The following is a 12,809-nucleotide window of genomic DNA, read 5'->3' as shown; positions in this document are numbered from 1 at the left end:
CATTTTATCTACAGATAGCGCTATTTTGATGTTCAGTTGTTAGTCACAGGCTTAACAGACAAAAATTTAATCCTTATCTTTGCGCCTTAATTAGAAGAAAAGCCTATATGATTTCAGTAGATAATCTTTCACTCAAGTTTGGAAAAAGAACTCTTTTCGATGATGTTTCACTAAAATTCACTCCTGGAAACTGCTATGGAGTTATCGGTGCAAACGGAGCTGGAAAGTCAACATTTTTAAAAATCCTTTCCGGTGAAATGGACAGCACGAGTGGTGCAGTGAATATTACTCCTGGACAAAGGATGGCTGTCTTAAGTCAAAATCACTTTGCTTTTGATGAGGTGGAAGTGTTGAAGACGGTATTAATGGGTCACAAAACCCTTTATGCTATCATGGAGGAGAAAGATGCCATCTATATGAAAGAGGATTTCTCTGAAGAAGATGGTCTTCGTGCTTCTCAGCTTGAAGCAGACTTCGCTGAAATGGATGGTTGGAATGCTGAATCGGATGCAGCGGCACTTTTATCAGGCCTTGGTATCACAGAAGATTTGCATTATCTCCCAATGAACCAATTAGCAGGTAACCAAAAAGTACGGGTATTACTTGCTCAGGCTTTATTTGGAAATCCTGATATTCTTATTCTCGATGAGCCTACCAACGACCTGGATGCAGATACCATCGAATGGCTTGAAAATTTCCTTTTGGACTTCAAGAACTTGGTAATTGTAGTATCACACGATAGACACTTCTTGGATGCCGTTTCTACTCACATCGTAGATATTGATTTTGGTAAAATCAAGATTTTCTCCGGTAACTATACTTTCTGGTACGAATCTTCTCAATTAGCCTTGAAACAAAGATCTGATGCAAATAAGAAAGCAGAAGACAAGAAAAAAGAACTACAGGCCTTTATTGATCGATTCTCTGCAAACGTAGCGAAGTCAAAGCAAGCTACGGCTCGTAAAAAAATGATTGAAAAGCTGAACATTGATGATATCGAACCATCAATGAGAAAATATCCAGGAATCATTTTCAAGCCAGAAAGAGAAGCTGGCGATCAGATTTTCATGACAGAAAATCTGGAATTAAAACAAGATGGCGTGACTTATTTCACCGATGTCAATCTAATGGTGGATAAAGGAGATAAAATCGCATTTATTTCAAAAACCAAGCAAGCTGTCAATAAATTCTTCCAAACGATCATGGAGGAAATCCCTGTTCAAAAAGGAAGTATGAAATGGGGTGTAACTATCAATAAAGCCTATTTGCCTAACGATAACTCCGAATATTTCAACAATAACCTAAACTTGATTGATTGGCTTAAGCAATATTCAACCAACCAAGAAGAGGCATATGTAAGAACATTCTTAGGAAGAATGCTTTTTACAGGTGAGGAGTCTCTCAAAAAATGTAGTGTCCTTTCTGGGGGTGAAAAAGTACGTTGTATGATTTCAAAAATGATGCTTCAGAATCCAAACCTTTTGGTAATGGATGAGCCTACCAACCACCTAGATCTGGAATCTATTACCGCTTTTGATAATGCAGTAGTAGATTTCACTGGAACAGTATTAATGTCTTCTTATGACCACGCATTTGTTCAATCATCTGCCAATAGAATTGTAGAGTTTACTCCAAACGGAACGATCGATAGAAGAATGCCATATGATGATTATTTAAACTCTGAGGAAATTAAAGGAATCAGAGAGAAAATGTACGGCAAGGGTTAATTTTAACTCATAGATGCTAAAACATTAAATATTAAGAATTGGCTCCAAATTGATTTTTGGAGCCAATTCTGTTTAGACAAGTTGGATGATAATTATATAAATCTGACTTTTAAGGACTTAATAGCTATCATCAAAATCAAAGGTTTTTCAGTTTTCTCTATAAACAACAATGAGTTACCCACAAATCATCTTAAAGAAAGGAAAAGAAATTTCACTGAAAAGAAAGCATCATTGGGTGTTTTCAGGTGCCATTCAGCAAAAAGATGATCATCTTCAAAATGGTGATTTGGTTTCAGTCATTTCATCAAGAAATGAATTTTTAGGGATTGGGCATTTCTCCCACGGCTCCATTATGGTCAGGATTATTTCCTTCCAAGAAAGAGTCATAGACCAGAGTTTCTGGAACGAAAAAATCAAGGCAGCATATGAATTGAGAAAGAGTCTTGGTTTGACGGACAATGAAGAGACGAATGTTTATCGTTTGATTCACGGAGAAGGCGATCTATTACCAGGATTGATCATTGATTTTTACCATGGCACTGCAGTTATTCAAGCACATCATGTCGGAATGCATGCTCATATTAAAGAAATCGCAGCCGCAATAAAATCCGTCTACGGTGATGGAGTTTCAGGAGTATTTGACAAAAGCGCTGAAACTCTTCCCAAAAATTTGGGAATTAATTCCAATGAATGGATTCTAGGAGAACCAAAAACTGATTTGGTTCAGGAGTATGGGGCTACATACAAAATAGACTGGGAAAAAGGTCAAAAGACCGGTTTTTTTATTGATCAGCGAGAAAACAGAAAACTTCTCGCTTCTTACTCTAAAGGAAAAAAAGTTTTAAACACTTTTTGTTATTCAGGAGGATTTTCGGTTTTGGCTTTATTAGAAGGTGCTAAAGAAGTTCATTCTGTGGATATCTCTCCAAAAGCAATTGAATTGACAGAGGAAAACATTCAATTAAACCCGAAAATCAAAGGAGAACACGAGTCCAAAGTGGCAGATGTAGTTAAATACATCAGGGAAATTGGAGATGACTATGACCTCATCGTATTAGACCCTCCTGCATTTGCCAAAAACATCAAAGCTCGACATAATGCCGTTCAAGCATATAAGCGACTTAACATTGAAGCATTAAAGAAAATAAAATCAGGAGGGATCCTCTTTACCTTTTCCTGCAGTCAGGTAGTTGATAAAAATTTATTCAGAAATACAATTACTGCAGCTGCATTAGAATGTAACAGGAATGTCAAAGTCCTTCATCAAATGAGCCAACCGGCAGACCATCCCGTGAATATATTTCACCCAGAAACTGAATATTTAAAAGGACTTGTGCTCTATGTGGAGTAATTCCTGCAATTTCTGATAAATCCTATCCAGTTTTCAGCTATTTTCACTCATCAAAATTTTAGATCATGTACACAGGATTACAACATTTACATTCAGGACTCGCCTATCTAGTCCTATTAGCACTTATCGTTATTGTGATTTACGCCTTACTGGGATCTCTTTCCAACAAAGAGTTTTTAGAGAAGGATAGAAAAATTGCTTTAATCGGATTCATTCTTTCTCATATTCAATTGACGGTTGGGTTGATTTTGTATTTCGTAAGCCCTTTAGGATTCGAAATGCTAAAATCTGGTTCGGCTATGTCCGACCCTGCTACCAGGCTTATGGCTGTAGAACACCCTCTTATCAACATTATTGCCATCGTAGTAATCAGTATCGGGTATATTAAAGCTAAGAAAGGATCTATACCAAGGTCTAGATTCCGTAGTATTTACATGATGTATGCAATTGGTTTACTATTGCTACTTTCAAGAATTCCTTGGTCTGTTTGGTTGGGCTAAAAATCAAAGCTTTCTATCTAAGTCCGTCAGAAATGTCGGACTTTTTCTTTTTCAGGTGTAAACAACCCGTCCGCTATTCTGACCATTAGAATAGCTTATGACAGCTTTTTTCATATTTTTGCAACTTTGTTACATTTAAGCTAGTTTTTGCAGAAATACGATTCTACTTTTGTCTTGTGAAATTTATACAAGCGGCCATTTTATCAATACTATTCCTCCAGGCATCAAGTGCCTTTAGTCAAAATTGTAATTTGGCTATCAGAGGGAAAATATTACACCTTGAAAATAACGATCCAATTGAAGCTGCATATATCTGGGTAGTGGAAAGCGCTTCAGGAGCTGTATCTGACGAGAATGGAAATTTCGTAGTCAAAGATCTCTGTGAAGGCACTTATGCTCTGACCATTCAATACCTAGGACACAAAGGAATAAAGGATACCATAAAACTCAGTACGAACAATTTCAACAAAACTTACCGACTAGAGGAAGAATCCGTGAGCTTAGGTGGAGTGGAGATTCATGGACATAAGCTCGCAGTTCAAACTACCACATCTGTGACAGCCCTATATGGTGAGGCTCTCTTGGAATCCAGGGGAGAGAACCTTGGCGAAAGCCTGAAAAGAATTTCTGGGGTAACAACTTTCTCTACAGGAAATAGCATTTCTAAACCTGTCATTCATGGGATGCACAGTAATAGAATCATGATTCTAAACAATGGAATCCGATTGGAAGGTCAACAATGGGGTGCGGAACATGCACCAGAAATTGATCCGTTTGTAGCCAATGAAATCACAGTGATCAAAGGCGCAGAAACTGTCCGCTATGGCCCCGAAGCCATGGGAGGAGTTATATTGGTTAACCCTGCTCCTATTCCTACCAAAAAGGACCCAAAAACAAATCTCTACTTAACTACCGGTACCAATGGGCGAATGGGTAATGTGTCAATATCCCATGCTAACGGTTCAGATAAAATCAAAGGCTTAGGGTACCAAGTTCAGGCCTCTGCAAAAAGAGGTGGAAACATTAAATCTCCAGATTATTTTCAGGGTAACACTGGATTGAGTGAATTGAACTTCTCTGGTTCTTTAGGTTATAGCAGTTCAAAATTAGGCGTAGAAGGATATTACAGTTACTTCAATACGAGCTTGGGGATATTAAGAGATTCCCATACAGGGAATTTGGATGATCTTTTAGCGATAATAGAGAATGGGAGACCTTTTTCGGACCCTGGCTTTACTTATGAAATTATAAATCCCAAACAGGTGGTATCACATCACTTGGCAAAGTTAAAGTCACACTATCACCTCAGTGATCAATGGAAATTAAACTTTCAATATGGCTTTCAGGCAAACTATAGACAAGAGTTTGATAAAAGAAGAGGCGACTTAAATGAAAAGCCAAGTCTGGATTTAGAATTATTCACCAATACAATAGACCTATTTGTAGACCAGCACAGTCTTAAAAGTGAATGGAGTGGAACCATTGGTATTAATGGGATTCAACAAGCTAACAGTAATATTCCCGGAACAGGAGTAACTCCTTTGATTCCGAATTATGACATGTTGAATCTAGGGGTGTATGCAATAGAAAAATATAGTAAAGGGCCGTTGGAAATTGAAGGCGGATTAAGGTTTGATACCCGATCAGTTAATACAGCCAGATTTGTAGACTCTCAGTTAGAAACCGCTGATTTAATGTATAATAATTTCTCGGCATTTATCGGAGGCTTGTATCAAATCTCTCCAAGTGTCACCTTCAATACGAATCTGGGTACTGCATGGAGACCTCCAAATGTCAATGAATTATTTAGCCAAGGCTTACACCATGGCGCTGCAGCTGTGGAAATTGGAGACCCTGACCTGAATTCCGAAAAGTCTCTAAAATGGGTGAATGAATTGGAGTATGACGGAAGCAGAACTCATTTGGAGATAACTGCCTATGCTAATAATATCAGCAATTACATCTACCTCAACCCAACGAATGAAACTTATGTCTCATTAAGAGGAACATTTAATGTATATGAATATCTGCAAGCCAATGCCTTCTTCTATGGAGTGGATTTTTCTGGCAGCTATATGTTTACTACGAAGCTTAGTGGGTATGCTAAAGGCTCTATCATCAGAGCCAAAAATACAGAAGAAGACAATTTCTTCCCCTTTATCCCATCGGACAGAATGGATTGGGGCTTGGCTTATCAATTTGGCCCAGAAACCTCTGATCAAACCAATAAATTGACACTAAGCAATATGTTGGTCGCTCGTCAAAAGAGGGAACCAGATTTTGACCTTGCTGCTGCACCTCCAGGTTATGCCCTATTTAACCTTGGGTATCAAAGAAAACTTAAAATAGGAGAAGACAACACGCTAAACCTTGGCTTGCAAGTTCAAAATATCTTCAACACTTCCTATAAAGAATACATGAACAGATTCAGGTACTTCACTGATGACATGGGAAGAAATATTTTATTAAAAATTAATTACCAATTCTAAACCAATTAATACTATGAACAACTTATCAAGAATTCGTTTTTTTATCCTTGCTACTTTTTTGGCATTCACATTTTCATCTTGTGAGAGTGATGATCCAGTAGAAGAAAATGATGAAGAAGTAATTACAGAAGTCACTTTAATCTTTACCGAAGTTGATGGAACTGGAGCAACAATTGGTGATCCATTTCAGTTTGTAGCCTCTGACCCACAAGGTATTGAATTAGGAACACCATCAATAGAAACTGTTACATTGACCAAAGGAAAATCCTATAAAATGGAAATCTCTTTGTACAATTCAATTGCTGATGAAGACATCACAGAAGAAGTAGAGGAAGAGTCTGACGAGCACCAGTTTTATTTCTTGGGAACTGCATTTGTGGGAACACCAGCATTAACATATACCTATGCCGACCCATCAGGAGAATTGATTGGATTGAACGGTACAATCGAAGTGGCAACAGATCCTGTTTCAAACAATGCAAATATGAGATTGGTACTAAGACATGATTTGGATAAAAGTTACCCAGGAGCTGATAACCCAAATTTTGAGAACTTTACTCAAGCTGGAGGGGAAACAGACCTTGATCTAACATTCCCATTGGTTTTAGAATAAACAAATAATTAGGATACTCAGCTTGAGCGGAGTCGAAAGGTCATTGACTCCGCTCGAACTGAGCCTAATAAGATTTTTTTCACCTAACTTTCATTTGCTGAGGCGTGGAAATTAAGTTTATTCCACATCAACAGATTTTTCGCTCAAGAAATTTTTATTTGGCTTTACTGATCAGGAGCCGGTTGCATTGGCGCCAACATTCCCTGCCACTAATATCACCTCATAATCAGGCCCTTCGCTTGCCAAATGAACTTTGACATGCCCATTGAAATTTTGAAAACTATCATAGTTTATCGGAGTTCCATTCCCCAACTCATTTAAAATAGTAGCACTGACTAAGTTGCTTGCACGAACAGGGTTTAACATAGCTGCCATTGCTGCGTCAGGATTACCATAAGGCTCATAATGTAAATGAGCAGGATAATTCACTGCTGTACTCCCCTTCTCTCCTTTCAAAGTAATCACCAACTCAAGCTCTCCACTTGGCAGTTCTCCTACTACCAATTCGCCCGTGTATTCATATTCACTAGTTTGCTGTAGTTCATATACTATTGACCTCGTGTACCTATCGGGTCTTTCAGTTTTCATGCAACCCAAAAACAAGGTTGCTACGACTAAGCCTAATATCAGTTTTTTCATGCTTTAGTATCTCTTTCCAAAAAGAAACGAAATCATTTTCTATATGTTTCTCTTTTCTAAATTGCTATTTCTATTTCAATATGCAAAACCAAATAAATGCTTTGCTGTTAATATTGGGATTGGAATTCAAATAACTATTTTCCGTCAATTATCTTCCAAAGATGGAATATCAAATAGAATTATCTCATTTTCAAATTAGAACAATTCGGATCTATCAAATTCATGGAGGATAAGAGACTCAACAAAGGGTATGAATATTTTCGGAGTAAAGGTTGGGAGCCTTTCCCATTTCAAATTGAAGCATGGAATGACTATTTGGATGGAAAATCAGGCCTTTTAAATGCTCCAACAGGATCTGGGAAAACTTTTGCTTTATGGTTTCCTGTCATCTTAGAATACATCAAGAATAACCCTGAAACCTGGAAAAAACCTAAAAGAAATGGCATCCAGCTAATATGGGTCACTCCACTTCGGGCTTTGGCACAGGATATACAATTGGCCATGCAAGAGGTATGTAATGCTTTAGAGCTTCCCTGGAAAGTCGCTGTACGAAATGGAGATACGGATGCAAAAACACGTGCAGCACTAAAAAAACACCCTCCAGAATGTTTGATTACTACTCCAGAGACACTTCATGTGCTCATTTCCCAGAAGGATCATAAGCGATTATTTAACTCTCTTCAAGCGATCGTGGTGGATGAGTGGCATGAATTAGTTGGTAATAAAAGAGGCGTTCAAGTTCAATTAGCTTTAGAATATATTCAATCAATTTGCCCCAATCAATTTAGAAGATGGGCAGTCTCTGCCACTGTAGGAAATCTTGAGGAGACTGCTCATGCTTTATTAGGCAATGAGCTTCCTCTTCATATCATTAAAGCCTCTATTGATAAGGAAATAGTACTTCACTCGGTATTTCCTGAAGAGATTGAAAGATATCCATGGGCAGGCCACTTGGGAATCAAAATGCTTCAGCAAGTGATCCCAATTATTGAACAAGGAAAAACAGTACTTCTCTTTACCAACACGCGCTCGCAAACAGAAATTTGGTATCAAAAGATCTTGGATGCAAGACCAGATTGGGCTGGATGGATAGCGATGCATCATGGTTCATTGGACATGAAAGTGAGAGCTTGGGTGGAGCAATCATTACATGAGGGGAAACTGAAATTAGTCGTATGTACCTCAAGTTTAGATCTTGGTGTAGATTTTAGACCCGTAGACCGCGTGATTCAAGTTGGGAGTCCCAAAGGCGTCTCTCGGTTTATTCAACGAGCTGGAAGGTCAGGACACCAACCGGGGCTTCCCTCAGAGATTTATTTTGTCCCTACCAACTCACTTGAATTAATTGAGGCTTCAGCTCTCAGGGACGCAATAGAAAAGAATCAAATGGAGTCTCAGTATGCTCCAGTTTTGCCTTATGATGTGCTTATTCAATTTTTAGTCACCTTAGCAGTTGGAGAAGGACTAAATCCTGAAGAGATCTACCAAGTAGCAATCCGCACCAAATCATTCGAAGGTTTATCGAGAAATGACATGGATTGGTTGATTGACTTCATCACAAAAGGAGGAGCCTCACTTGGGAGTTATGAAGATTTTTTAAAAGTCACTTTACAGGAAGATGGACTCTACCGAGTAACCAATAGACGCATCGCTATGAAACATCGATTGTCCATGGGAACAATTGTCTCTGAAGCGATGATGAAAGTGAAATTCAAAAATGGTTCTTACCTAGGAAGTGTAGAGGAATATTTTATTTCCAAAATGAAAATAGGTGGGCGATTTTTCTTTGCAGGGAAAAGTCTGGAACTATTGCAGGTAAAAGACATGAATGCCATTGTCAAAGTCTCAAATAAAAAAACCAGTAATGTGGTTTCCTGGATGGGAGCTAGAATGTCATTATCCTCCAAGCTATCCGAAAAAATCAGAGAAATATTAGAAGAGTATAACAAAGGCAATTACATTTCGGAGGAAATCATTCAAGTTCTGCCCGTACTAGATTTGCAGAAAAAACTATCCATTGTCCCTAATAAAGACACATTCTTGATTGAGTCCCAACAAAGTGAACAAGGATTTCATCTTTTCTTTTATCCCTTCGAAGGCAGAATGATTCATGAATTAATGAGCGCTTTAATAGCTTATAGGATTAGTGTAAATTATCCTGTGAGCTTTAGCATCGCGATGAATGATTATGGGTTTGAGCTCCTTTCTGACAGCCCTGTTCCAATAGAAGAAATTCTCGAAGAAGATCTTTTTTCCTTAAACCAACTTTTAGAGGATATTAGAGTTTGTGTGAATGAAAGTGAAATGGCTAGAAGAAAATTTCGTGAGATTGCCAGTATTGCCGGCTTAGTATTTCAAGGGTATCCGGGAAAACCCACCACTTTTAAGCACATTCAAGCCAATTCAAGCTTACTTTTCCAGGTTTTCGAATCCTATGATCCTGAGAATCTACTTTTAAAACAGGCGCATTCCGAAGCAATCAATCAACAAATGGATCAGGAAAAGATGTTGCATGCTATGCGTAAAATCAATAGACAACAAATCATCGTAAAGCATCCGGTTCAGTTTACACCTTTTTCTTTCCCCATAATGGTAGATAGACTGAGTAGAACCTCAATTTCTTCAGAGTCCATAGAAGATCGAATCGTAAAAATTCAATCCCAATTTCAAATTCAGGATTAATTTGCTCTCCAGAAAAATGGAGTAAATAAGATCAGAATTGTAAATAGCTCTAGTCTTCCTAAAAGCATGATAAATGAAAGGAAGATCTTTGCACCCGGAGAAAAGAACGAAAAATTATCAACCGGTCCTACGTCACCAATCGCCGGCCCCACATTCCCTAAACAAGTAGCCACTGCTCCAAGAGAAGTGGGAAGGTCATACCCCATGATCGATAGAACAAAAGCCCCAAAAACAAAAATCAATAAATAAAGAAGCAAGAAGTTCATGATATGAGTGATAATTCTCCCAGTCACGCGATCGCCATTGATCATCAGAGGGACAATAGCTCTGGGGTGAACCAACCTTTTAAACTCTAAATAGGAATTCTTAAAAAAGGTCAAATGCCTCACAAACTTAATCCCACCGGCAGTTGAACCAGCTGACGCACCTACAAAGAGGAGGATAAAGCAAATGAAAGTTACACCTTGACCATATTGGGTATAATCATCCGAAACGAACCCAGTCGTGGTGATTAAGGAAACTACCTGAAACATGGAGTTCCTGAAAGCGAGTTCAGCATCTGTTCCAATTTGAGCATAAATTGGAAAAAACAAGACAACAGTGATTCCCAGAACTACACAAGCATATGCTTTGAATTCATCACTTTTTAATACTTTCCTAAACTGACCAACTAATCCAAAATAGATCACTGTAAAGTTGGTACCTGCCAGGAACATAAAAACAATTGCGGTATACTGGATAAATGCGGAATCAAAATGAGCCATGCTGGCATTTTTGGTAGAGAATCCTCCTGTCGCCAAAGTGGTCAATGCATGATTAATGGCATCATAAAAAGTCATTCCCCCAACCCAATAAAGAATTGTTGCTGCGAAGGTCAAGCCCACATAAACATACCAAAGACGCTTCGCTGTTTCTGATATTCTGGGGTGAACTTTATCAGAAGTTGGTCCCGGAGATTCAGCTACAAAAAGCTCAATCCCACCAATCCCCAAAAGCGGAAAAATCGCAACTGTCAATACGATGATACCTAAGCCACCAATCCATTGAAGCATACTTCTCCAGAATAGTAAACCTTTGGGCATGGCTTCAATATCGTTTAATATGGAAGCTCCTGTGGTAGTAATTCCTGAGGTTGTCTCGAACAAGGCATCAGAAAACGAGATGATTTCATGGCTTAGAATAAAAGGAAGCATCCCAAAGCCAGCCATAAAAATCCAGCTCAAAGTCACAATGAGATACCCTTCTCTTTTCCGAATGTTTTGATCCTGTTTTGAAAAGGAGAAAAATAAAGTGGTACCAATGATCAGGGTAATCACTGCAGAGCTCAGAATAGGCCAAGGATCTTCTTCAAAATGTATAGAAAACCCGATTCCAGGAAGCATCATGATGGCTATTAAAACCAAAAGGGCTCCCATGATCTTCCCGATTTCTTTGAAATGAATCATCTATTAATGAAAAAGTTTTTCCAAAGCCACCTTTGCTTCTGGCAATGCCAAGACGATGGCCTTATCATCTAAATGAAGTAAAAAATCACCATCAGGGATAAACACCTGTTCACCTCTGATTACTCCAGCTACGATTGCAGAATCCGGAAAATATAACTCACGCAATGGTTTCTTTATAACTCTATTGTTTTTACAAATGGAATACTGGATAAACTCTGCATCCACTCCATAAATCCCCGAAACGGCATCTACTGTACCTTTTTTAAGATATCTGGAGATTTCATTTGCCGCAACAAGCTTCTTATTAATCAATGAATCCACCCCGATACTATGGGAAATATGGATATACTCTCTAGTGTCAACGTGGGCAATGGTTTTATAAACCCCGTGGTTTTTAGCTGTCAGAGAGGTAATAATGTTTGTTTCTGAAGATTCTGTCAAAGCTAGAAATGCATCCATTTGCTCTAAACCTTCCTCCATCAGAAGCTCGATGTTTTTATAATCCCCATTGATCACCAGCGTATTTTTCAAATTTTCCGCTAGCCATTTGCACCTTTCCTTATCTCGGTTGACTAAAGTGACTCTAAAATGATCTTCCAGTCTAAGTGCAGTCGTTAAAGCCATATCATCCCCGCCAATAATCATGACGTTTTTGATATCCACTTTTTTCTGTCCCAAAACATCGATAATACTCTCTGTATTTTTCTTGGTAGAAATAAAGAAAACGTGATCGTTATTTCTGACGATCGTACTACCCCTGGGAATTATAGTTTTTTGATCTCTTAGGATCGCAATTATTCGGATATCCTCAAAAATCGGATTGGTTTTGGTGTCCATGATCCGCTGGTTGACCAATGGATTTGACTGATCCAAGGTAATACCCACAATATTCAATTTCCCTCCACCGAAGTCAAAAACCTCAGTAAAGCTGGAGTTTTCAATCATATTGAAAATCTCCCGACTACATAGCATGGTTGGGGAAATCAGGTTATCTATTCCAAGGTTTTTGAAATAGTTTACATTTTCTGCATTGAGATAAGAATGGTTCCTCACTCTGGCCATCACACGCTTTGCACCTAATTGCTTCGCAAGTACTGCGGTCACAATATTGGTTTTTTCAGAGGTAGTCACGGCAAGAACCATACTCGCTCGAGTAACATTTGCTTGCTGGAGTATTTCAAAGGAGGTAGAGTCTCCCTGAACTGTCAATACATCTAGCTTTGACGCCACATATTCCAACACTTCCCTGTCGGTATCGATCAAGGTAATATCCTTATTGTCATAGCTTAATTGCTCGGCTAGGTGATATCCCATATCTCCTGCACCGGCAATCACGATATTCATCCCCATAGAGGTCTTTCGA

9 protein-coding genes are annotated in these 12,809 nt (G+C 38.5%); 6 read left to right on the top strand and 3 right to left on the bottom strand.

Features of this window, described 5'->3' with window-relative positions:
• Nucleotides 1–107 precede the first annotated feature (107 nt).
• From ALPR1_RS09645 to ALPR1_RS09625, 5 genes are all read left to right on the top strand, one after another.
• Entirely contained in the window at nt 108–1,727 is a 1,620-nt protein-coding gene (locus ALPR1_RS09645; RefSeq protein ID WP_008200281.1) for an ABC-F family ATP-binding cassette domain-containing protein, read from the top strand.
• Between the two features lie 169 nt (nt 1,728–1,896).
• Nucleotides 1,897–3,078, top strand: coding sequence for a class I SAM-dependent rRNA methyltransferase (locus ALPR1_RS09640; RefSeq protein WP_008200280.1), 1,182 nt, complete (start codon nt 1,897–1,899; stop codon nt 3,076–3,078).
• A gap of 65 nt (nt 3,079–3,143) precedes the next feature.
• The gene (locus tag ALPR1_RS09635) at nt 3,144–3,578 is read left to right on the top strand and encodes a hypothetical protein (protein WP_008200277.1); all 435 of its coding nucleotides are present in this window, start codon (nt 3,144–3,146) and stop codon (nt 3,576–3,578) included.
• 251 nt (nt 3,579–3,829) lie between these two features.
• The gene (locus ALPR1_RS09630) at nt 3,830–6,067 is read left to right on the top strand and encodes a TonB-dependent receptor (protein ID WP_237701644.1); all 2,238 of its coding nucleotides are present in this window, start codon (nt 3,830–3,832) and stop codon (nt 6,065–6,067) included.
• A 13-nt stretch (nt 6,068–6,080) separates the two neighbouring features.
• Nucleotides 6,081–6,680 carry a hypothetical protein gene (locus ALPR1_RS09625; RefSeq protein ID WP_008200274.1) on the top strand — a complete coding sequence of 200 codons (600 nt, stop codon included), beginning with the start codon at nt 6,081–6,083 and terminating at the stop codon, nt 6,678–6,680.
• A gap of 171 nt (nt 6,681–6,851) precedes the next feature.
• Here ALPR1_RS09625 and ALPR1_RS09620 read toward each other — a convergent pair whose 3' ends face one another.
• Nucleotides 6,852–7,319, bottom strand: a complete 468-nt coding sequence (locus ALPR1_RS09620) for a hypothetical protein (protein ID WP_008200273.1) — start codon at nt 7,317–7,319, stop codon at nt 6,852–6,854.
• A 222-nt stretch (nt 7,320–7,541) separates the two neighbouring features.
• Between ALPR1_RS09620 and ALPR1_RS09615 the strand changes: the two genes are divergently transcribed.
• A complete protein-coding gene (locus ALPR1_RS09615; protein WP_008200272.1) occupies nt 7,542–10,001 on the top strand; it encodes a ligase-associated DNA damage response DEXH box helicase in 2,460 nt (819 codons plus the stop codon).
• Here the strand turns inward: ALPR1_RS09615 and ALPR1_RS09610 are convergent.
• Together ALPR1_RS09610 and trkA are read right to left on the bottom strand one after the other, a co-directional pair.
• A complete protein-coding gene (locus ALPR1_RS09610) occupies nt 9,998–11,446 on the bottom strand; it encodes a TrkH family potassium uptake protein (protein ID WP_008200271.1) in 1,449 nt (482 codons plus the stop codon). The genes ALPR1_RS09615 and ALPR1_RS09610 overlap by 4 nt on opposite strands.
• 3 nt (nt 11,447–11,449) lie before the next feature.
• A complete protein-coding gene (gene trkA, locus ALPR1_RS09605) occupies nt 11,450–12,796 on the bottom strand; it encodes a Trk system potassium transporter TrkA (protein WP_008200270.1) in 1,347 nt (448 codons plus the stop codon).
• Nucleotides 12,797–12,809: the final 13 nt, after the last annotated feature.

This window comes from Algoriphagus machipongonensis, assembly GCF_000166275.1.
GTDB classification, from domain to species: domain Bacteria; phylum Bacteroidota; class Bacteroidia; order Cytophagales; family Cyclobacteriaceae; genus Algoriphagus; species Algoriphagus machipongonensis.
The sequence above is the reverse complement of the archived record's forward strand: the minus strand, read 5'-3'. Positions and strand labels throughout refer to the sequence as shown.